The following is a 22,236-nucleotide window of genomic DNA, read 5'->3' as shown; positions in this document are numbered from 1 at the left end:
CTTCCCGCGCCAGCCGGCGGAATAGGATCTCTCGCCATGGTCCAGTAAAATACCCTGCTGTCACGGCGTTGCAGTCACATGAAGCTCCATCCAGAGGGAGGGCTTGTCTTGAGCACATATATCGTCAATCTCGTCACGGTTAGGCTGCTCATCGCCGCCCTGACGCTTCTGATTGTCTCCTTCGCGGTTTTCTTCGCCACGGCGATGTTGCCCGGCGACACTGCGACGATCCTGCTTGGTCAGGCCGCAACGCCCGAGGCGGTTGCGGGCCTGCGAACAGCGATGCATCTCGATGAACCTGCACTGGTGCGTTTCCTGCACTGGCTCTCAGGATTGCTAAGCGGGGATCTTGGAACTTCCTATGTGAACAATGTCGCGGTGGCGGATCTGATCGGCGGTCGCTTTGTCAATACGATGAGGCTTGCCGGTATCACCACGCTGATTTCGGTCCCGTTGGCGCTGACGCTGGGGATCACAGCCGCGATGTTCCAGGGCTCCCTCTACGATCGCATCGTTACGATCTTTACCATCGGTGTTATCTCGATCCCCGAGTTCGTGGTTGCGACCTCTGCCGTGCTGGTTTTTTCGGTCTATCTCAAATGGCTGCCCGCGCTTTCCATCGCAAGCGATGTCACCTCAATTTGGCAGATCTTGAAAATCTATGCCATGCCGGTCATCAGCCTTACCTTTGTCGTGTCGGCACAGATGATCCGTATGACGCGTGCCGCCGTCATCGACACCATCAACACCCCATACGTGGAGACGGCACTCCTGAAGGGCGCCTCGCGTCCCAGGATGGTTCTGCGTCATGCCTTGCCGAATGCCGTTGGTCCGATCGTCAACGCGGTTGCCCTTTCTCTCTCCTATCTTGTAGGCGGCGTGATCATTGTCGAGACGATCTTCAACTATCCCGGCATTGCCAAGCTGATGGTCGACGGCGTCTCGACCCGCGACCTGCCGCTCATTCAGTCTTGCGCCATGATTTTCTGCTTCGGCTACCTGACGCTCATCACGCTCGCAGACATCGTGGCCATTCTTGCCAATCCGAGGCTTCGCTGACCATGACCCCATCGAGCACGCTTTCGCAAAAGTTCGGTTACAGCTTCAACTGGATTGGCATGATTGGTCTGTCCATCATTCTTTTTTGGGCAACCATCGCGTTGATCGCGCCGCATATTGTTCCACACCCCGTCGGGGAGATCGTCGACGAAGACTATTTCGGTCCGATGAGCAACGAGTTGTGGCTTGGCTCCGACTATCTTGGCCGGGACATGCTCTCACGCGTCCTCATGGGAGCGCGTTATACGGTTGGTATTTCACTGGCTGCCGTATCGATTGCCTGCTTCTGTGGCGTTGTACTCGGTATGACGGCAGCTGTTGTCGGCGGCTGGTTCGATACGGTGTTGAGCCGCGTCCTCGACGCGATGAACTCTATCCCCAGCAAGCTTTCGGGTCTCGTGGTCGTCGCAGCAGTCGGATCGTCGATCAGCGTGCTGGTCGTCACCCTTGCGGTAATCTACACGCCGGGCGCCTATCGCTTCGCCCGTGCGCTTGCCGTCAACATCAACACGATGGACTTCATTACCGTTGCCCGCACACGAGGTGAGGGCATTTTCTACATGATCGGCTCGGAAATCTTGCCCAACATCATCGGCCCGATCCTGGCCGATCTCGGTATCCGATTTGTCTTCGTCGTACTGCTGCTGTCGGGCCTCTCCTTCCTTGGCCTCGGCGTGCAGCCGCCCTATGCGGACTGGGGTGCGCTGGTTCATGAAAATGTCGGAGGTCTGCCTTTCGGCGCGCCCGCAGTCATTGTGCCGTCTCTGGCGATTGCAAGCCTCACCATCAGCGTCAACCTGCTGATCGACAATCTCCCGAAAAAAATTCGTGACCGGAGCGCGTAATGGAAAACCTTGCTGAAATCCGTGATCTGAAGGTTGAGGCAACCACCGATTCCGGCCGCCGCGTCGAAATCATCAAGGGTGTGAGCCTTGATGTCGCGCCAGGCGAAATGGTGGCCCTGATCGGCGAAAGCGGCTCGGGCAAGACCACGATTGCATTGACGCTTCTGGGCCACGCACGAACCGGCTGTCGCATTTCCGGCGGCAGTGTAAGGGTGGCAGGAAAGGACATGGTAGCGCTCACCGAGCGGGAGCGGGCATCGGTCCGCGGCACCTCGGTCTCGTACGTTCCGCAATCGGCCGCGGCGTCGTTCAACCCTGCTAAGCGTATCATCGACCAGGTCATCGAGGTTACTCGCATCCATCGGCTGATGCCGCCCGATGAAGCCAGGCAAAAGGCGGTGGAGCTGTTCCGCGCTTTGTCACTGCCGGATCCGGAGCATATCGGCAGCCGCTATCCGCACCAGGTATCGGGCGGACAGTTACAACGCCTAGCCGCCGCGATGGCACTTATCGGCGATCCGAAACTCGTCATCTTCGACGAACCGACGACTGCGCTCGATGTCACAACTCAAATCGAGGTTCTGCGCGCCTTCAAGTCCGTGATGAAAAAGGGCGGCATTGCCGGGGTTTATGTATCCCACGACCTCGCAGTTGTCGCCCAGATCGCCGACCGCATCGTAGTCCTGCGCGGCGGCGAGGTGCAGGAAGTCGGCACCACAGCCGACATCCTCTCTCGTGCTGAACATCCGTATACGCGCGAACTTCTGGCCGCTTTCGAACCCAAGCGCCGTGTTGATGATGATGCGGCGGCACAGGAGCGAAAGCCACTTTTGGAAGTCAGTGGATTACTCGCCGGCTACGGCCCCGTGCAGCCGGACGGACTGCCAATGGTGCGTGCCGTTCAGGAGGCGAGCCTTCGCGTTGAGAAAGGTCGTAACCTCGGCATCATCGGTGAATCCGGCTGCGGCAAATCAACCCTTGCCCGAGCGATTGCCGGGATCTTACCCGCTTCGGCGGGCCGACTTGTTTTCGACGGGCAGGAACTGCCGCGTTCGGCCCGGTCACGCACTCGCGACCAATTGCGGGAACTGCAGATCGTCTTTCAATATGCCGACACCGCGCTCAACCCTGCAAAGTCGATTGAAGATATCATCGGTCGGCCACTCAACTTTTATCATGGCATGAAAGGCAAGGCTCGCGATATCCGCATCGACCAATTGCTCGACATGGTCAAGTTGCCGAAAGCACTTCGCCATCGCCGCCCGGCGGAGCTTTCCGGCGGGCAGAAGCAGCGTGTCAATTTCGCGCGGGCGCTTGCCGCCGAACCGAAGCTCATCCTGTGCGACGAGATCACCTCGGCTCTCGACACCGTTGTCGCTGCTGCGGTGATCGATCTTTTGAAGGAATTGCAGCGGGAACTCTCACTCTCCTACATCTTCATCAGCCACGACCTGTCTGTCGTCGAGGCCATATGTGACGAGATTGTCGTGATGTACGATGGTCGCAAAGTCGAAGAGATCACGCCGGCTCAATTGAAAACCCCGAAACATCCTTATTCGAAACTGCTCTTTTCCTCAGTCCCGAAGCTCGATCCGTCCTGGCTGGACAGCCTACAGCTGGATAAGGAGCTGGTGCGTGAATACGGGCACCGTTGACCAAAATTCATTCACCTGAATCAAAGCGGAAATAGACTTGTCAGGGGCATGTGGGTTTTCACGATCGGCGATTTCAGCACCACAAAACTGAAATACTTGTCGATGCCGATATCCATGTCGGTCAGCCGTTCCATGATCGTCTGATATTCGCCGATCCCGGCGGTAATGAACTTCACAAGGTAGTCATAGCCTCCCGAAACCAGATGGCATTCGATGACCTGATCGACCTTTTCCACCGCCGCCAGGAAACGGGCGAAATCGATCTGCCTATGGTTCTTCAGTGTGATTTCGGTAAATACGGTCAGCGTCTGTCCAAGCTTGCCGACGTTGATCTGTGCCGAATATCCGCCGATATAGCCTTCCTGCTGCAGTTTCTTGACACGCATGAGACAAGGGCTGGGGGACAGGTTCACCACTTCCGCCAACTCGACATTGGTGATCCGGCCGTTTTTCTGAAGTTCGTGCAGGATCTTGATATCGATACGATCGAGTTTCATATCTGCGTCTTTCCGTTGCCCGGCCTTCCGAGCCGCATTTTATGCTGCGGAGATGCCTGGAAGTAAACCGCGAGGATTGTAGCTCATCTTGCGGCAATATGTTCGGCACGATCGGCTTCATTGGCGAAGCCGTACAGAATCTTCTGCTGCTTCTGGATTATGTCCAGCAACCCACACGGATTCGAAAGGCTATGCTCCTAACAGCTAGGAGATCAAGGACATGCCCGCACCGTTAACGCTCGTGAAAACTTCGGCCGAATTGCCGCCGTCTGCCGATGCGGTCGTCATCGGGGGCGGCATAATCGGGGTTTTCGCGGCCTATTACATGGCAAAGCGCGGTTTAAAGGTGGCGCTTGTCGAGAAAGGCTATGTCGGGGCCGAACAATCCAGCCGCAATTGGGGCTGGTGCCGGCAACAGAACCGCGACGCGCGGGAATTGCCGATGGCGACGAAGAGCCTTGATCTTTGGGAGCAGTTCGCCAGAGAGACCGGTGAGGATACTGGCTTCCGACGCTGCGGCCTCCTCTATCTCAGCGACGATGAAGAAGAACTCGCCGGTTGGGCGCGGTGGCGGGATTTCGCGCGAACCGTTGGTGTTACTACCCACATGCTCGACAGTGCCGCGGCAAGCGAGCGCGGTAAGGCTACCGGCCGGATCTGGAGGGGTGGAGTATTTTCGCCCAGCGACGGTATTGCCGACCCGGCCAATGCTGCGCCTGCGGTGGCCCGCGCGATTTTGAAACTTGGTGGATGCGTGCTTCAGAATTGCGCCGCCCGGGGACTTGAACTCGAAGCGGGAAAGCTCTCCGCCGTCGTCACCGAGCGAGGAACGATCCGGACGAAGATCGCGATCCTCTCCGGCGGCGCCTGGGCCTCTTCCTTCTGCCGCCAGCTCGGGATCTCTTTTCCGCAGGCCTCAATCCGCTCCTCTATCCTTTCGATAGCCCCCGGCGAAGGCGACATTCCCGATGCGCTCCACACGGCCCGCGTTTCCGTCACGCGCCGCGGCGATGGCAGCCATACCCTTGCCATCAGCGGCCGCGGCCGTGTCGACCCCACGGGTCAGCAGATGCGCTTCGCCACCCAATTCCTGCCGATGTTCATCCGCCGTTGGCGCAGCCTTTCGCCCGGCGGCCTGGAGGGTGTTCGCAGCGGCCATGAAAGTCTGTCGCGATGGCGTCTCGACCGCCCGACACCGATGGAACGGCTGCGAATTCTGGACCCTGCCGTCAATCGCAGTACAATCAAATTAACTCATGATCGCGCCGTGGAAATGCTGCCAGGTCTCAAGGGCCGCCGCATCACCGCCGCGTGGGCCGGTTATATCGACTCGACGCCCGACGGCGTTCCGGCAATCGGAGAGATTCCCGATATTCCAGGTTTCATCCTGGCCGCAGGCTTCAGTGGCCATGGATTCGGCATCGGGCCCGGCGCCGGTCATCTGATCGCCGACGTTGCCACGGGGGCCAATCCGATCGTCGATCCGCGTCCGTACCATCCCAGCCGATTGCTGCGATCCGCGTGGGGCAAGGTTGCGGACTTCTGAAACATCGCCTTTGTTCTTGCCACTGAGCGTGTAGGATCCGCCGCGACGCAGTTTTCCGCCGTCTGGGGAAAATGGAAAGACGAACTGCTGCAAGTCAGCTCGCGTTTGCGGCTCTCAATTGAGCCGGTGTCTGGCCATAGGTCTTTCGAAACAGCTTTCCGAAATGAGAGGCGTTTTCGAAGCCGATTTCCATGGCGATCTCGATCAGCGGAGCCTTTGTCTGGATCAGCATCTGCCTTGCCCGCTCCAAACGGAGGCGCGTGTAGACGTGTCCTGGAGAACTCATCGCGTTCTTTGCGAAGAGGCGCTCCAGTTGCCGTCGCGACAGGCCGACCGATGCCGCCAGGTCGTCAAGGGGGATCATGCTGTCGATGTGGTTTTCCATCATGATGAGAACCGCCCTGAGCCGCGGATCGTCACATTCGATGGAAAGGGGCCTGCGCGGCTGTATATCGAGAGCTGAGCGCGCCTTGTCGATCTGCAGCACGTCCAGCGCGTTTCTCTCCGCCTCTTTGCTGATGTGGCGTCTGACGATCGACGCGGCCATGTCTGCCGAGCTGCTGCCTCCGGCGCAGGATCCCCTGTTGCGATCGAGGTTGAATATCCGGTCGGCTCGGACTTCGTGATCAGGGAAGCGCTCGCGAAAAGCAGGATAGTGAAGCCAGCTCACGCAAGTCTGGTGATTTTTCATCAGACCAGCTTCAGCGAGAATGAACGTTCCTGTGCAAACCCCGATCAAGGGGACCTTTTTGGCGGCTGCCTTCTTGAGGTAGGCGATCGTCTGATCGTCGACCGGCTGCGTGCCGTTCAACAGGCCGCCGACAACGACGAGGTAGTTGAATTCGCCGGGATCCACGAAATCGGATGTTGGTGCGACCTGAACACCGCAACTGGATGTGATCAGGTGCCGGGTGCTTCCCAGAACCTGCCAATCGGCCAAGACTCGCCCTGATTTATCGGCTTCGTCGCTGGCAAGCCGCAAGGTGTCGACAAACAAGGCAAATGCCGAGAGCGTAAAGGAGCGGGCGAGCACGAAGCCGATTTTCAATCGATCGACCGTGGAGGCCCCGCTATTCGACTTCATTTTCGTTTCCATCGGAGTTTGCCTCCTGCAGCGTCCGCACTGTTTGGAATGCCGCCTGTAACCCGGCCGCGACCGTGTCATAGAATCCATTTTCCTGCATTGCGACTATGGCAGCGGCTGTCGTGCCCTTGTAGTCCACGAACGACCTGACCGTCTCAGAGGGAGACGACCCATTGTGTTCCTGCAGCCGCCCGGCTCCGATCAGGACCTGCTGCGCGGCGCGGCGCGCCAGCTCTTCGGGCACACCTCGCGCTAACGCGTCCTTCATCATCGCATCGGCGAGCAGCGCGGGAAACGCCGCTCCCGAGCCGGACATCCCGGTGAAGTAGTCGATATGGCTCTCGGAATCCACCTGATCGACCGCGCCGCAACTGCGAAAGAGGGTCGCTATGGCGTTTGTATCCTCGGGGTTTAAGGAATCAACGAAGAACGGGGTGTATGAAAAACCGATCTCCGCTGCCGCGTTCGGAAGGGCGCGGGCGACGCGGGAACTGCCGGTTCTTCGCTTGATGGCTTCCACGGGCACTCCGGCCATGACAGAGACGACAAGTTTTCCGGCAGCGCTTATCTCTATTGCGCTCCAGTCGGCTGGCCGTACGGACAGGATGATGACGTCGGAATTCTCCGCGAGTTGCGCGTTATCCTGCGTCCATGTGCAAGCCAGAGCCGTCTCCGGCTTTCTGCTTCTGAACGAGCAGGTGAGCCTGTCGGATGGAACGGTGCCGGTATCCAGCAGCGCGCGGGCGATTGCCGTTCCGAGCCATCCGGCTCCTCCGACTATTCCTACCCGGCCGATGTCTGCCATATCCCGCATTCCTATTTGATCTGGAAACCCTGCGCCAATGGATCTCGATCGTCCACGAATATCGTGTTGTGGCCGATGACCCGCGCCCAGCCGCCTATGCTTGGCTTGATGCCTGGAAAACGTCCGATCGTCGTCTCGGCTTCCAGCCGTCCTTCAAAGACGGTGCCGATCAGGCTTTCCTGGCGGTAGGCCTCCCCAACTTTGAGGCGCCCCTTGCCATGGAGCTGCGCCATCCGCGCGGAGGTTCCGGTACCGCCTGGCGAGCGGTCGATGGCCTTGTCTCCGTAAAACACCGCCCCGCGTCCATCGGCGCCGTCGTCCGTCGGCTTGTCGCACCATAGCGCGTGATGGACGCCGCTTATTCTCTCGTCTTCGGGATGGACCGGATCGCAGATCGGTGCGAGAGCGTCGCGGAGCCGGCGGCTGAGATCAACGACGTCGCTTGCCGACATGCCATCGAGCCCTTTCCAATTCTCCTGCGGCTCGACCACCGCGTAGTAGTTTCCACCATAGGAGATATCGACGACAAGCCTGCCATGACCCGGCACATGAACCTCCAGATCCGCTTCATGGAGGTAACTCGCGACGTTAAACATGCGCACGGATTGCACGAACTCGCCCTGCTTGTCGTACTGGATGTCAACTTTTCCCGCAGGCGTCTCTATCGAGAGTTGTCCCGGAACTCGTGGCGTAACAAGTCCTTCTTCGATGGCGGCGGTGACCAGCCCGATCGTGCCGGCGCCACACATCGGCAGACATCCGCTGACCTCGATGAAAATGACCGCAAAATCGCAATCGTCTCGATAGGCGGGATAGATGATCGCACCCGACATGATGTCGTGACCACGAGGTTCGAACATCAATGCCTGGCGGATCCAGTCGTGCTCACGAACAAAGATGTCGCGGCGCTCTGCGATCGGCAGATGTGGAAGGAGGGGGCCGCCGCCGGCCACCAGCCTCACCGGGTTGCCGCAGGTATGGGAGTCGATACAAAAGAAACTGCGGCGCATTGAAAAGTTCTCCGACTAAGCTGCCTTTGTCGATCGCCCGATCCGGCGTCCTTGCAACGCACCCTTGGACAGTCTGTCCAGCAGGATCGCGATCGCCACGATGGCAAGTCCGGCTCTGAGACCAAGCCCCATTTCCATGCGGGTCAGTCCGCGGGTCACTTCGGCACCGAGACCTCCGGCTCCGACGAGCCCGGCCAGAACGACCATCGCCAATGACAGCAGGATGCATTGATTGAGGCCGACCAGAAGCGTCGGGGTGGCCGAGGGAATTTCGATCTTGAGCAGGATCGATCGAGGTGGAGCGCCGGTCGCCTGGCCGAGTTCCAGAAGGTCCTTCGGCACCTGGTTGAAGGCGAGCGTCGTCAGACGCAGCATCGGCGGGATTCCGTAGACGATCGTCGCGATGATCGCCGGGACCCGGCCGAGACTGAAGAGCATGACGGCGGGGATGAGATAGACCCAGGGTGGGACGGTCTGCATGATGTCCAGCACGGGTCGGATAGCGGCCTCGAACTTCTCGTATCGAGATGCCAGAATTCCGAGCGGAAACGCAACCAGCACCGAGATCATCACCGCCACGGTCACCAGAGCCAGCGTCTGCATCGAGGCGGTCCAAAGACCTGCCAGAAAGCAGAAAGCCAATGCGACGGCTGTCACGGTGGCCGCATGGAAATTGATCAGGAGCCCCGCGAGAAGGACGGCTGCGATCATCACTGCATAGGCGGGTGGGTAAAGGAGAGCGGCTTCAATTCCTCCAAGCACGGTTTCGATCAGCTTTGTGAGGGCGGCGAAGAACGGATGGAAATTCGCATTCAGCCAGTCGACCGCTGGGGCAAGATAGGCGCCCGGAGAAAAACGCAGGATATCCGGATTCATCTTACACCCGCCTTCGCACGATGTGCCGCGCTTTGAGTAAGCCTGTCCAACACCATGGTCAGGATGACGATGGCGATGGCGGCGTTGATCGATGTGGCGATGTCGAGTGTCCGGACAGCGCCATAGATGGTCTCGCCGAGACCGCCCGAGCCGACGATGCCGGCAATCACCACCATGCCGAAAGCCATCATCAGGCTTTGATTGATGCCTGCCATGATGCTGGGGATGGCGAAGGGTAGCCTGATCTTGGTGAACATCTGCCACGGGGAGAGGCCGCTTGCCTGTCCGAGTTCGATGAACTCGCGCGGCGTCATGCGGATACCGAGCGACGTGAGGCGGATCGACGGCGGCATCGCCACGATGAATGTGGCGACGAGCGCTGTTGCCGGACCGTAACCCAGAAGGGCAATGGCTGGCAGAAGATATATGTACGGCGGCAGTGTCTGGATCAGATCGAGCGCCGGTTCCAGCGCGCGGTCAAAAGCTTGCACGAAGCCGGCGACTATGCCGATGGGAATTCCGACCGCGAGCGCGAGTATCGTGGCAGTTGCCACGAGGGCTAGAGTGCTCATGGTTTCTGCCCACAGGCCCATGAAAGCACAGAACGCCAATGCCACGCCCGCGAGGAAACCAGCCACGGGATTGATGAGCCGCCAGGCTAGCAGTCCGGCAATGATCGCGATGACATAGAAGGGGGCGAGTTCCAGCAGCCACAGGATGCCGTCATAGGTGCCCTCCAGGATCAACCTGATGAACTCGAACAGCCATTCGCCGTTGTCGCTGATCCAGCCAAGCGCATCGTCCGTCCAGGTGTCGAAAAGATCGGTGATGACTGAGGTGTCCATGCCCATCTCCTCCTACGCCGCGCTTGGCGCTCCAGCGGGCATCCCAGCGACGCCGCGGAGCAGGCCACGGGTGGTGACAACGCCAACAATGGAGCCGTTTTCGACGACAGCCACCGCGTCCCGGTCGGAGCGCATGGTGATGTCGATGAGTTCGCCGATATCCGCCTCAGGCGAGGCTTTCAGCAGCGCGTCGACGTCGCAGTGCGGCTGTGAGGTCTTGAAGTCGGCGACGGGACGCATCACCGAATGCGCCTTGACCAGGTGAATGCGCGAAATTCCTGCCACAAATTCGGCGACGTAATCGTCGGCCGGTTTGGTCACGATCTCCTCGGCGGTGCCGACCTGAACGATCATGCCGTCCTTCATGATGGCAATCCGGTCGCCGATGCGGATCGCTTCCTCAAGGTCATGTGTGATGAATACCGCGGACTTGCCGAGCGACTTGGTCAACTGCCGGAATTCGTCCTGAAGTTGGCGCCGGATCAGGGGATCGAGCGCGCTGAACGGCTCGTCCATCAGGATGATTTCGGGATCGGCAGCCAAGGCTCTGGCAAGCCCTACACGCTGCTGCATGCCACCTGAAAGCTCCGAGGGATATCGTGATATCCAGTCGGAAAGTCCCACTTTCGCCAAGGCCGCGCGGGCGGTTTCGTTGCGCTCGTCCTTTGGAACGCCGCGGACCTCAAGCCCGAACGCGGCGTTTTCCAGCACTGTTCGATAAGGAAGGAGGGCGACGCTTTGGAACACCATGCCGATATTGCGCGCCCGCATGTCGCGCAGTTCAGCCGCGTTCAGCTTGGCGATCTCCCTGCCTTTCACGACGATCTTGCCGAGGCTTGGCTCGATCAGACGGTTGAGAAGGCGCACGAGTGTCGACTTGCCGCTGCCGGAAAGACCCATGATGCAGAAGATTTCGCCGCGCCGAACCTGAAGGCTGGCATCGGAGACGCCGACGACACAATCGAAATCCTGAAGCACCTGCTTCTTCGACAATCCGCGGTCGGACACGGCTTTCACGGCGGCTGAAGATTTTGCGCCGAATATCTTCCAGACGTTCTGGCAATCCAGCAGCACGTCATTTGCTTCTTTGACGGTGTTCATCGCGTTCCCCAAAGCCAGCTTGTGCTGGTCTGCCTGTGGTTTCGCGGACCGCCAGCCGGCGGCCCGCGTTTCGAAAGCTATTGCTTCTTGATGTTTTCCCAGCGCTTGATGAGGTCCGCGTGACCTTCGATCCACGCTGCAACAGCCTGATCCATGGTCTTGCCGTCATTGACGGCACTGTTGATGGAGGTGATGTCGGCGAGCGGCACATAGACGCTGGCGATGACTTCACGGGCGTGGGGATATTTCTCGGAGAAGCCCTTCTGACCGATCCAGTAGTAACTTTGCGGCGGAGGGAAGACGCCCTTCGGATCCTTGAGGAACTTCACGTCGTATTTCTGCACCATCCAGGAAGGCTCCCAGATCGTCACGGCGATCCATTCCTTACGGTCGACGGCGGACTTCAGGGCCGCGGTCATGGCGGCGGTACTGCCTTCGACAAGCTGGAGCTTCAGGCCGTAGTCCTTGACCGATTTGGTCGTATCACGCATCAGGCCGGAACCCGGCTCGATGCCGACGATCTTGCCGCCGAACTTGTCGGCGTTGTCGTTCAACTGATCCATCGAGTCGATCGTCACGTATTTCGGTACGGCGACGCCCTGGAACAGGCCGTGAGAAACGGGAGAAACTTTTTCGAGGCGGTTCTTGTTCTTGTCCCAGTAGTCCTGGGCGACATAATCGGTTTGCGAGGCGAGGATTTGAATATCGCCCTTGCTGAGCGCGGCATAGGCGATACCCCATTCCGAGAAGGGCACCACTTTGACCGTGTAGCCGGAGTCCTCCAGGACTTTCTTCGTAATTCCGGTGATGGGCGTGAGATCCTCCCACGACATCGTACCTACCGTAATCGTCTTTTCTTCCGCATGAGCGGACACCATGGTCATACCGACCATCGCGGCCGCGCAGAGCGCTTTCCACAAAGTCTTCATTTCGATTCTCCTCTTTTTATGTTCCCATCTTTGTTGAAGACCGGCAGTTGGCTCAGCCCCCAGATTGCGCGGCGACGGATCATCCCTCGCGACCAGCACGCAATTCCTGCAATCGGATCACCGAGTTGATGCCGAGCCATGCCAACGGCTCCGGCGGAAGCCGGGATGGCTCGGGGTGATCCATGTATTGTTCGAGGTGTCGGGATGTGGTCCCAGTCGCCAGTTCGGCGGCCATCATGCCGGCCAACGTGCTCTTCACGGTCCCCAATCCATTTTCGACGCAGGCGGAATAGAGGCCTTCCTCGATTTCGCCTGAGGCCGGCACGTGGTTGAGCGTCAGGCAGATCCGCCCCGCCCAGCTATGTTCGAAAGCGATGCCTTTCAGACCGGGGAACCGCGCGTCGAGGGAGGTCCGGTGCTCGCGGGCCATCCTGGCCATGCGGCGCTCAGTTACTTCGACGGCGGTTTCGTAGGTGTATTTCGTCCGGATCGCGATGCGGGACTGCCCGCCGGTGGTGATCTTGCGGACTGTCGCGCCCATTGCGTCGGCTGGAAGCAGCGCCCACCTGTCCCGGCCCGACGCCTTGCGCCCGAAATCTTCCGCGGGGAAGGGGGCAGTCATGGAGGCGTAGGCAAATATGTGCATCAGCCGCCCGCCGTAATAGCCGAAGTCGTCGATGTGGCCGTTGACCCCGAGGATCACTTTGGGAGCGGTAACCTTTCCGCGGGTGGAAACGGCAGTCCACACTCCGCTCCTGCGCTCGAGGGAGGTGACGGGCGACTGTGCGAAAATGTCGACTTTGGGAGAAAGCCCGGCGGCGAATTCGCGGATGTAGTCGGCGGGCTGTATCAGCACGGCTCCCGGCGTAAAAAGCCCGCCGAGATAGTAGTCCGAGCCGGTGATGTCGCGCATTTCGGCGGCGTCGAGGAAGACGTGCTTCTCGCCGGCGCTTTTCAGAGATTCTCCGAAACTCCGGTTCAGCCCGAGGCCACGTGCGGTTGCGGCGGCGTTGATCTTGCCCGAGGGATCGAATGTCTCGCGTGACATTCCATACTCTTCCGCAGCCCGCGTTGCGAAGCCGATTGCCGAACGGTTTTGCGCCATCTCAAGACGCGTGGAGTCGGCGCCGCCACTCGAATACTCGCTAGAGGACAGGTTGTGCGGGACGTCGATCATGAAGCCGGAATTCCGGCCCGATGTCCCTTTCCCCACGTGGCTCGCTTCGAGAATGACGATCTTGTCCTCAGGTCGAAGCTCGAGCAGGCGGCGGGCTGCCGAGAGGCCCGCGAACCCCGCACCGATGATCAACCAGTCCGCCGTCACGTTGCCTTCGAGGCTCCGGGTTTGAAACGATCGTTGACCGATCGCCTCCCAACCCGAGACGCCATTCTCAACCGGCAGACGTTTGACGGACCTTGTGATCATCGGATGGTCTCGTCGACCGAGCGTTCCGACACGTCGATCCAGATCGTCTTGAGCTCGCAATAGTTGTCGTGCGCGAAGATCGACTTGTCGCGCCCGCCGAAGCCGGACTCCTTGTAGCCGCCGAAGGGGGTTGTCGCGTCGCCTTCCCCGAAGCAGTTGACGGTGACGACACCCGCCCGGATTTCGCGCGACAGCTTGATCGCCTTCCGGAGACTTCCCGTATAGACCGAGGCAGTCAGGCCGTAATTCGTATCGTTGGCGAGCGCGATGGCTTCGGCAAGGTTTTCGAAGGTCGTCACCGAAAGGATCGGCCCGAAAATCTCCTCCTTGAAAAGGCGGCTGGTCGGGGTGACCCCGTCGACCACAGTCGGCTCGATGAAAATCCCATCCCGGGTTTCGCCGCCATGGGCAACCGGGAGATTCTCGGTCTTCACGTCGTCGAGGAACGACTTCACCTTTTCGAAGTGGTTCTTGCTGACGAGAGCGCCGATGCGATTTTCCGGGTCGAGCGGATCGCCCGTCCTCCATTCGCGCATATAGGCGCCGATCCGCTGGAGCAGTTCGTCCTTGATGCCGGACTGGACGATCAGGCGCGAGGTGGCTGAGCAGTTCTCGCCCATGTTCCAGAACGCGCCATTGACCACCTGTTCGGCAACGAGGTCCAGATCTTCGGCGTCTTCGAGCACCACGGCAGGGTTCTTGCCGCCACATTCAAGCACGACGCGCTTGAGGTTGGAGTCTGCCGCATATCGCAGGAAGCGGCGGCCGGTCGGGGTCGACCCGGTAAATGCCACCATGTCGACGTCCATGTGCAGGCCGATCGGCTCGCCGACATCCTTGCCGCCGCCCGTCACGACGTTGAAGACACCGGCGGGAATGCCCGCTTCGAAGGCGAGTTCGGCGACACGCAAAGTCGTGAGCGTCGTTTCCTGGGCGGGCTTGACGACAACGGAGCAGCCCGAGGCGAGAGCCGGGCCGATCTTCCAGGCCAGCATCAGGAGCGGGAAGTTCCATGGCAGGACGCAGCCGACTACGCCAACCGGCTCACGCACGACCAACGTCAACGCATTCGAACCGACGGGAGCGGTATTGTCATAGAGCTTGTCGATCAGTTCCGCATGCCAGCGGATGGTGTGGATCGTGTCCGGAATATCGACGGTCTGGCACTCGCGGATCGGCTTGCCGCTGTCGAGGCTCTCCATGACGGCGAGCTCGTGCCGGTTTTCTTCGAGGAGCTTCGCGAACCTGAGGAGCGCGGCCTTCCGGTCGCCGGGCGATTGAAGACGCCAACGGCCGTCTTCGAAAGCCTGCCGTGCCTTGGAAACTGCATAGTCGACGTCGCTTGCGTCGCATGCAGCGATTTCGGCCAGCGTTTCTCCTGTGGCGGGGTTGGTCGTCTTGAACGTCTTGCCAGAGCTGGCCGGACGGAAGGAGCCGTCGATGAAGGTGTTGGTAGGCAGTTGGAGATCTGCAGCGATCGCCTTGTATTCGGCCGCGGTCAAAGGTTCATGCATGATTGGCTCCCGCCGTAATCTGGGCGACCGTGCGCTTCAGGGTGGCAACGACAGTCTGGAGGGTTCTCTTTTCATCGGAATTCAGCGGACGCAGCGGCGCGCGAACGGAACCTGTTTTCAATCCGATGATCTCGCAGCCGTGCTTGATGGACTGGACGAACTTGCCGGTTTCCAGAAAGTCCATAAGCGGCAGCATCGCGGTCATGATCGCGCGGCCTTTATCGAAGTTCTTCTCGATCACGCAGGCTTCGTAGAGCGCGACATGCTCGCGCGGCAGGAAGTTCGAACCGGCGCAGACCCAGCTTTTCGCGCCCCAGGCAAAAAATTCGAGGGCCTGATCATCCCAGCCGCAGGAAAGCGCGATATGGGGGAACTTCCGGGCCAGAAGGTGGAGGTTCGCCATGTCGCCGGAGCTTTCCTTGATCGCCACGACGTTCTTCGACTTGCCGACGCGGGAGAAATACTCCTCTCCCATCACGACGCCCATGCGCGCCGGATAGTTGTAGAGCATGATCGGCAGGTTGGCCGCACGATCGATCGTGAGGGCGTGAACGGCGTTTTCGCGCTCGGTCGGCAATGCATAGGGCGGCGACGACACCAGGATTGCGTCCGCACCGATCGCCCTGGCGGACTTTGCATATTCGACCGAGTCCTCGGTTCGGGTGGCGCCGGTGCCGATGATAAGCGGAAGCCGGCTCCCGATCACGTCCTTGGCATATGCTGCCAGCTCAAAGCGCTCCTCGGAGCTCTGGGCGTAATATTCGCCGGTCGAGCCCCCGACGATGATGCCGTGCACCCTGGCTTCGATTAGAGATTCGAGTACGGCGGCGAATGCCTGCCGGTCTATCTCTCCATCGGGAGTGAGCGGCGTGACTGCCGGGGTATAGATGCCTTCGAATTTCAAGACGATTTCTCCATCGATGCGGCGGGCACTTCGACCAGCGCGTCAGCCTTCATCCCTTCGGGCGCGATGAACATTTCCATGTTCTCCCGCGACAGTTCCCAGTGCTCGAAAACCAGATCGACGACCGTGTTCTCGTCATGCGAGCTGATCGCGGCGATGAACCCGTCATGGTGGTCTACGGCAACCTGCAGGCGTTTGCGCATGTCGTCGTTGCGTGGGCGGAAGAAGGTGTGGCCGATGCGGGCGTGGTCGATCAGAAGTCTTCCGAGACTCGGCTGCAGGTAGGCGTTCTGGGACATCTCGCCCATGATTTCGTGGAAACGGTTGTTTTCGAGAACCATCGAGAGCGCGTCGCCGGTGACACTGGCGTTGCGAAAACGCTCCTGCGTGTCCTTGAGGTCGACAAGCTGTTTCGGCTTGAAGTTCTGGACCGCAAGCCGGCCGATCGCCGCATAGATCATGGGCGCGACAAGGAAGAAGTTCCGCAGGGTCTGGTGGTTCATCGGGATGACGCGCGCGCCGCGGTTGACGCGGATGTCGATGTAGCCTTCCCCCTCAAGGCGGCGGAAAATTTCCCGGACAGGCGTGCGGGAAAGGCCATAGCGCTCACTTAGGCCGACTTCGTCCAGGTCCTGATCGGGATCCAGCTCCATCGTTAGAATTTGACGCTTAAGATCGTCATAGAGCCCGTTTTTGCCGCTCTTCACCGAAGCCTCCTCATTTGATGCGCCGATTTTCAAGAAGACTGCACCACGTCTCAGAAGGAGTCAATCAAATTGTATAATTTGAGTACACAAAAAGAATAACATAAAAGTACAATCAGACCGAGCCGCGAGGCATCGAACGAGATTGCTGAAAAGGTCCAGGTTGTTCATCTGAGATTGCGGACATGGGAGTGCGCCACCCCGGAGCAATCGGGGATGGGGTGGCGCTTGGCCGTCCGGGTCGCCCGGACGGATCTGTCGTCACCGACTTCCGTAGTGAGCGACTACGTTGGCCGGCGCGGGGTCCGCTTCGGCATCTTCTACCTCCGGCTGCTTGGTCCCGAACAGCTTCAGGACGAAGACGAAAAAGGCCGGGACGAAAAACACCGCGAGGATGGTCGCCGAGATCATGCCGCCGAGAACCGCCGTGCCGATGGCATTCTGGCTGGCGGCGCTGGCCCCCGAGGCGATGGCGAGCGGCACTACTCCGAGGGTGAAGGCGAGCGATGTCATGATGATCGGCCGGAACCGGAGACGGGCGGCCTCGATCGCCGATTCCAGCAGCGACTTGCCTTCCGCGTAGTTGTCCTTGGCGAACTCGATGATCAGGATCGCGTTCTTCGCGGACAGGCCGATGATCGCGATCAGGCCCACGTTGAAGTAGATGTCGTTGGGCATGCCCGCAGCCATGACAGCGAGGACGCAGCCGATGACACCCAGCGGCACGACGAGCATGACCGAGAGCGGGATCGACCAGCTCTCGTAGAGACCCGCCAGCAGCAGGAAGACGAAGAGCAGGCTAATACCAAACAGGAACGGAGCCTGCGAACCGGACTTGATCTCCTCGAGTGACTGGCCGGTCCATTCAAAGCCGATACCTTCCGGCATCTCACCTGCCAGACGTTCCATCTCCGCGATCGCAGCACCAGACGAGTTGCCGGGCGCAGGCTCGCCCGCGATACGCATTGTCGGATAGCCGTTATAGCCGACGATCTGCGGTGAACCCTTCTGCCACTGCGCGATGGCAAAGGACGACAACGGCACCATGCCGCCGCTTGCATTGCGGACGTTGAGCTTGAGCAGATCCTCGACCTGGAGACGGCTCTGGTCCTTCGCCTGCACGATGACGCGCTGCATGCGGCCGGCGTTCGGGAAGTCGTTGATGTAGGACGACCCGAGATTGGCGGTGATGGTGTTGTTGATGTCGGAGAAGGTGACGCCGAACGTGTTTGCCTTCTCGCGATCGATCACAAGCAGAACCTGGGCGGCATCCGGCAGACCCTCGACGCGCATGCCTGTCAGCAGCGGGCTCTGGCTCGCCTTTGCCATGAGGTCAGCGCCTGCCGCAGACAGCGCGGCCTGGCCCACACCGTTACGGTCCTGGAGACGGAACGCGAAGCCGCCCGTTGCTCCGAACCCCTCGATGGCGGGCGGCGACAGCGCGTAGCTGGTCGCGTCCTTGAGACCGAAGAGCTGCATGTTCACGCGGTCGGCGATCTCCTGCGCGGAATTGCCGTCGCCCCGTTCACTCCAGTCCTTGAGGGTAACGAACATCAGAGCTGCGTTCGCGCCGCTGCCGGAGAAGCTGAAGCCCTGGATGGCGATGACGTCCTTCACGCCCGGCTCGGATTTGAAGATCTCCTCGATCTGTTGCACTGATGCCTGCGTCCGGTTGGCGCTCGCTTCCGGCGGTCCCTGGATATCGACCAGCAGGTTGCCCTGGTCTTCGGCGGGGACGAAGGCCGACGGCAGGTTGACGAACAAGTAGCCGAGGCCGACGACGAGGGCGAGGTAGATGACCATCATCCGGCCTGCGCGGCGTGCCATGCCATTGGTGACCTTGACGTAGCCGTTGGTCAGGCCGTCGAAGTTCCGATTGAACCAGCCAGCGAAGCCCCTCTTTTCGTGGTGGCCCTTCTTGATCGGCTTCAGGAAGGTGGCGCACAGGGCGGGGGTGAGCGAAAGCGCCAGGAACGCCGAGAACAGGATCGAGACGACCATCGTCAGAGAGAACTGGCGGTAGATGATGCCGGTCGATCCGGGGAAAAAGGCCATGGGCACGAAGACGCAGGCCAAAACCAGCGTGATGCCGAGGATCGCGCCCGTGATCTGGCTCATCGCCTTGCGGGTGGCGGCCTTCGGCGAGAGGCCTTCCTCCGCCATGATGCGTTCGACATTCTCGACGACGACGATCGCATCGTCGACCAGGATGCCGATGGCGAGGACCATCGCGAACATCGTGAGCACGTTGATGGAGAACCCGGTCGCGAACATGATCGCGCAGGTGCCGAGTAGCGCCACGGGAACGACGAGCGTCGGGATGACCGTGTAGCGGAAGTTCTGCAGGAAGACGAACATCACGACGAAGACCAGCACGACCGCTTCGATCAGCGTGTGCAGCACCTTCTCGATCGATGCCGAGACGAACGGGCTGGTGTCGTAGGGCGTGGCGTATTCCACGCCTTTCGGGAAGAACTGCGACAGCTCGTCCATCTTCGCCCTGACGGCGGCCGACGTGGCAACGGCGTTACCCGTGGATGACAACTGAATGCCGACCGCGGCGCTCGGCTGGCCGTTCAGGCGGCTGGTGAAGTTGTAGTTCTCGGCTCCGAGCTCGATCCGCGCGACATCCTTGAGGAGGACGGCACTGCCGTCGGGATTGGCCCGCAGGATGATATTGCCGAACGCCGTGGGATCGGAGAGCTGACCCTGCACGAGGACCGTCGCCGTCAGATCCTGGCTGACGGGGTTCGGAGCTGCGCCGATCTGGCCAGCCGCGACCTGTGCATTCTGGGCCGTGATGGCAGCGTTGATATCGGATGCCGTGAGGTTGAGCCCGACCATCTTGTCGGGTCGATCCACACACGCATCGCGCGCTGGGCGGCGAACATCTGGGCGCGGCCCACGCCGTCGAGGCGGCGGATCTCGCCGAGCACGTTGCGGTTCAGGTAGTCGCCAAGAGCCACTTCATCCATGCGGCCATCGGTCGACGTAAGCGTGACCATCATGAGGAAGCCGGATGCCGCCTCTTCGACGGTGACACCCTGCGACGTGACAGCGGAGGGAAGGCGGGATTCCACGCGACGAATGGCGTTCTGGACGTCGACCGATGCCTGGTCGATGTCGGTTCCGGCCTCGAAGGTGGCGTTGATGCTGACCGCGCCCGATGTGTCGGAGGTCGACTCGAAATACATCATGCCGCTGACGCCGTTGAGCTCCTCCTCGATGAGGCGCGTCACGCCCTGATAGATCTCCTGCGGCGAAGCACCGGGATACGCGGTGGAAATGGTAAGCTGCGGCGGCGCGACTTTGGGATACTGCGCGATCGGCAGGAAGGGCAGGGCAATGATACCCGCGATGGAGATGAACAGCGCGAAGACCCAGGCAAGGATCGGCCTGCTGATGAAGAACTGTGCCATTGTACTACCTTACTGGCCCGAGGTGGCGGGCGCTGTTTCCCCGCCCGGTTGCTTCTGTTCGCCCGATATCCATGGCTCCGGTGCGACCTTGGTGTCCGGCTGCACTTTCTGCACGCCGTCGACCACGACCTTGTCGCCGACCTGCAGGCCACTCTCCACCACCCATTCCTGGCCGAGCGACTGGCCAAGCTCGACGTCGCGCATCTTGGCGGTGCCGTCCGCAACGACGACGTAGACCTGCGCCTTGCCATCCTGGGTCCGGAGAATGGATCGCTGCGGAACCGTGATCGCACCCTGACGGACGGCCTGCTCGATGCGCACGCGGACATACATGCCCGGCAGGAGGTCGCCGTTCGGGTTAGGGAATTCCGCGCGGAGCGTGACCTGGCCCGTGGTGGAATCGACGTTGGCACTGGAGAACAGCAGCTTTCCCTTCCGGCCGTAGACGCCGCCACCGTCGAAGACGAGTTCGACGCTTGCCTCGCCGGGGGCGGGGCTGGCCAGCTTGCCGTCGGTGACCGCGCGCCGCAGAGCGAGGAGGTCCTGCGCGGACTGGGTGAAGTCGGCGTAGACCGGATCGATCTGCTGGATCAGCGCAAGGTTCGACGTGCCGTCGGCCGTCACGAGCGCGCCTTCGGTGACGAGGGCGCCGCCGATGATGCCTGTGATCGGAGCGCGGACCTCGGTATATTCCAGATTGATCTTCGCTTCTTCGAGAGCAGCCTGCTGGAGAGCGACATCGGCTTCGGCCTGGGCGAGATTGACGGCGGCGGTGTCATACTCGATCCCGCTGGCGATATTGCGTTCGCGAAGTGTCTTCTGGCGCTCGAGCTGAACCTTGGCATTGTCGCGGGTGGCCTCGGCCCGGCGCAGGGTCGCCTCGGCGCTCGCCACCCTGACCTTGAACAGCCGAGGATCGATGCGGTAGAGGACCTCGCCCTGCTTCACGAGCGTTCCCTGCTCGAACACCCGTTCCTGCAGAATGCCGGAAACGCGGGCGCGCACTTCGGAGACGCGGGTCGCGGCCACGCGGCCGGGCAGTTCGCTGACGACTGGTACGGGACGCGCCTTGAGATCGAGCACACCGACGACTGGAGGCGGCATTTCTCCGCCTTCCTGCGCGATGACGCCCGTTGCCGTAAATGCGAGAACGGAGGTTGCGATAAGACACGCCTTCAGGCGCGGCAGTTGTCTGCAGCGGTACATGGTTCTTCCTTGGATCGTTTGTTGCTGGCCCTTGGGGGCGATGGTTACTTCTCGGGATAGGACGTGTAGATCGTTCGCACACCTTCGAGAATTTTGGACTGGTCACCCCGACTCCACTGATGGAAGCCGAAGAGTTCGGTGAAATAGAAGCCCGACAGGGCGAGGTAAGCCATCAGGGCAGCCTCCGGACGCAGCCCCGAAGACATTGCTTCGAGATCGCTCAAGGTCCAGTCCCGCATCTGCTGCTGGAGCTTTTCCTCCGATGAGACCGAAGCGCTGATTGCCATCGCGACCGCGCGCTCGGTATCGTCCACGACCCGCTCAGCAGACTTGATGCGTCCGAACAGTTCGGGATGCGGCGTATCGGCTGCTTCGGCGACGGATTGAGCCTGCCGTTCCAGTTCCTGTGCGAGACGACGGTCGATCAGGGCTTCAAGAAGGGCGCTCTTGGACTTGTGATCGTAGACGACCGTCGATTTGCTGACGCCCGCTTCCTGGGCGACGGCGTCGATGGACAGCCCGGACGCGCCAAGCTTCATAACCACCCGCTCGGCTGCATCGAGGATGTCGTCCTTCATGATTCTGCGAATGCGACCCACGTCACTCTCCAATTTATCACTTGCACAATTTACGAACGGTCGTATTTAAATGCAATAGAAAAACGATCGTTCGCATAAAAATTGTCGATCCGCAGGGGTGTATGACGGCGAACGGAAGAATGCGCTCGGGGTGCGGGCGCGGTCGGTTGCGCAGGAGAGCACGACACATGAAACTCCTGGACGGCCGGACCTGAGCGCTCCAATCGGTCGGC

The 22,236-nt window shown here is 60.5% G+C and carries 18 protein-coding genes and 1 pseudogene; 4 read left to right on the top strand and 15 right to left on the bottom strand.

Annotated elements, in window-relative coordinates:
* The first annotated feature begins 108 nt into the window (after nt 1-108).
* The 3 genes from C5L13_RS19985 to C5L13_RS19975 are packed head-to-tail and all read left to right on the top strand — an operon-like array spanning nt 109 to nt 3,559.
* Nucleotides 109-1,059, top strand: a complete 951-nt coding sequence (locus tag C5L13_RS19985) for an ABC transporter permease (RefSeq protein ID WP_105385016.1) — start codon at nt 109-111, stop codon at nt 1,057-1,059.
* Entirely contained in the window at nt 1,056-1,904 is an 849-nt protein-coding gene (locus C5L13_RS19980; protein WP_407070454.1) for an ABC transporter permease, read from the top strand. Before C5L13_RS19985 ends, C5L13_RS19980 begins: the two co-directional genes overlap by 4 nt.
* Nucleotides 1,904-3,559 (top strand): ABC transporter ATP-binding protein, encoded by a 1,656-nt coding sequence (locus C5L13_RS19975; protein WP_105385014.1) that lies wholly within the window; start codon nt 1,904-1,906, stop codon nt 3,557-3,559. The genes C5L13_RS19980 and C5L13_RS19975 overlap by 1 nt, the downstream gene beginning before the upstream one ends.
* Before the next feature lie 20 nt (nt 3,560-3,579).
* Here the strand turns inward: C5L13_RS19975 and C5L13_RS19970 are convergent, their stop codons facing one another.
* A complete protein-coding gene (locus C5L13_RS19970; protein WP_105385013.1) occupies nt 3,580-4,056 on the bottom strand; it encodes an Lrp/AsnC family transcriptional regulator in 477 nt (158 codons plus the stop codon).
* A 220-nt stretch (nt 4,057-4,276) separates the two neighbouring features.
* Between C5L13_RS19970 and C5L13_RS19965 the strand changes: the two genes are divergently transcribed.
* On the top strand, nt 4,277-5,602 hold the full coding sequence (locus C5L13_RS19965; protein ID WP_105385012.1) for an NAD(P)/FAD-dependent oxidoreductase: 1,326 nt from the start codon (nt 4,277-4,279) through the stop codon (nt 5,600-5,602).
* Between the two features lie 94 nt (nt 5,603-5,696).
* On the opposite strand, the gene C5L13_RS19960 is transcribed toward C5L13_RS19965, so the two are convergent.
* The 14 genes and pseudogenes from C5L13_RS19960 to C5L13_RS19895 form a co-directional block, all read right to left on the bottom strand.
* Nucleotides 5,697-6,686 (bottom strand): GlxA family transcriptional regulator, encoded by a 990-nt coding sequence (locus C5L13_RS19960; protein WP_245571366.1) that lies wholly within the window; start codon nt 6,684-6,686, stop codon nt 5,697-5,699.
* Nucleotides 6,673-7,491: a pyrroline-5-carboxylate reductase family protein gene (locus C5L13_RS19955; RefSeq protein WP_105385049.1), complete on the bottom strand. Its 819-nt coding sequence runs from the start codon at nt 7,489-7,491 to the stop codon at nt 6,673-6,675. Before C5L13_RS19955 ends, C5L13_RS19960 begins: the two co-directional genes overlap by 14 nt.
* Before the next feature lie 11 nt (nt 7,492-7,502).
* On the bottom strand, nt 7,503-8,501 hold the full coding sequence (locus tag C5L13_RS19950; protein WP_105385010.1) for a 4-hydroxyproline epimerase: 999 nt from the start codon (nt 8,499-8,501) through the stop codon (nt 7,503-7,505).
* Nucleotides 8,502-8,516: 15 nt separating this feature from the next.
* Nucleotides 8,517-9,377: an ABC transporter permease gene (locus C5L13_RS19945; protein WP_105385009.1), complete on the bottom strand. Its 861-nt coding sequence runs from the start codon at nt 9,375-9,377 to the stop codon at nt 8,517-8,519.
* Nucleotides 9,374-10,222 carry an ABC transporter permease gene (locus tag C5L13_RS19940; protein WP_105385008.1) on the bottom strand — a complete coding sequence of 283 codons (849 nt, stop codon included), beginning with the start codon at nt 10,220-10,222 and terminating at the stop codon, nt 9,374-9,376. The genes C5L13_RS19945 and C5L13_RS19940 overlap by 4 nt, the downstream gene beginning before the upstream one ends.
* A gap of 12 nt (nt 10,223-10,234) precedes the next feature.
* On the bottom strand, nt 10,235-11,323 hold the full coding sequence (locus C5L13_RS19935) for a quaternary amine ABC transporter ATP-binding protein (protein ID WP_105385007.1): 1,089 nt from the start codon (nt 11,321-11,323) through the stop codon (nt 10,235-10,237).
* Nucleotides 11,324-11,400: 77 nt separating this feature from the next.
* On the bottom strand, nt 11,401-12,252 hold the full coding sequence (locus C5L13_RS19930) for a glycine betaine ABC transporter substrate-binding protein (protein ID WP_105385006.1): 852 nt from the start codon (nt 12,250-12,252) through the stop codon (nt 11,401-11,403).
* Between the two features lie 79 nt (nt 12,253-12,331).
* Complete coding sequence (locus C5L13_RS19925) at nt 12,332-13,678, bottom strand: NAD(P)/FAD-dependent oxidoreductase (protein ID WP_105385005.1); 1,347 nt, start codon at nt 13,676-13,678, stop codon at nt 12,332-12,334.
* Nucleotides 13,675-15,192 carry an aldehyde dehydrogenase gene (locus C5L13_RS19920; protein WP_105385004.1) on the bottom strand — a complete coding sequence of 506 codons (1,518 nt, stop codon included), beginning with the start codon at nt 15,190-15,192 and terminating at the stop codon, nt 13,675-13,677. The genes C5L13_RS19925 and C5L13_RS19920 overlap by 4 nt, the downstream gene beginning before the upstream one ends.
* Entirely contained in the window at nt 15,185-16,096 is a 912-nt protein-coding gene (locus tag C5L13_RS19915; protein WP_105385003.1) for a dihydrodipicolinate synthase family protein, read from the bottom strand. The genes C5L13_RS19920 and C5L13_RS19915 overlap by 8 nt, the downstream gene beginning before the upstream one ends.
* Nucleotides 16,093-16,803 (bottom strand): GntR family transcriptional regulator, encoded by a 711-nt coding sequence (locus C5L13_RS19910; protein ID WP_105385048.1) that lies wholly within the window; start codon nt 16,801-16,803, stop codon nt 16,093-16,095. The genes C5L13_RS19915 and C5L13_RS19910 overlap by 4 nt, the downstream gene beginning before the upstream one ends.
* A 258-nt stretch (nt 16,804-17,061) precedes the next feature.
* Nucleotides 17,062-20,219: pseudogene (locus C5L13_RS19905) on the bottom strand (multidrug efflux RND transporter permease subunit).
* A gap of 9 nt (nt 20,220-20,228) precedes the next feature.
* Entirely contained in the window at nt 20,229-21,425 is a 1,197-nt protein-coding gene (locus C5L13_RS19900; RefSeq protein WP_105385002.1) for an efflux RND transporter periplasmic adaptor subunit, read from the bottom strand.
* Nucleotides 21,426-21,469: 44 nt separating this feature from the next.
* The gene (locus C5L13_RS19895) at nt 21,470-22,024 is read right to left on the bottom strand and encodes a TetR/AcrR family transcriptional regulator (protein ID WP_105385001.1); all 555 of its coding nucleotides are present in this window, start codon (nt 22,022-22,024) and stop codon (nt 21,470-21,472) included.
* Nucleotides 22,025-22,236: the final 212 nt, after the last annotated feature.

The sequence above is a fragment of the Neorhizobium alkalisoli genome (genome assembly GCF_002968635.1).
Lineage (GTDB): Bacteria > Pseudomonadota > Alphaproteobacteria > Rhizobiales > Rhizobiaceae > Neorhizobium > Neorhizobium alkalisoli.
The sequence above is the reverse complement of the archived record's forward strand: the minus strand, read 5'-3'. Positions and strand labels throughout refer to the sequence as shown.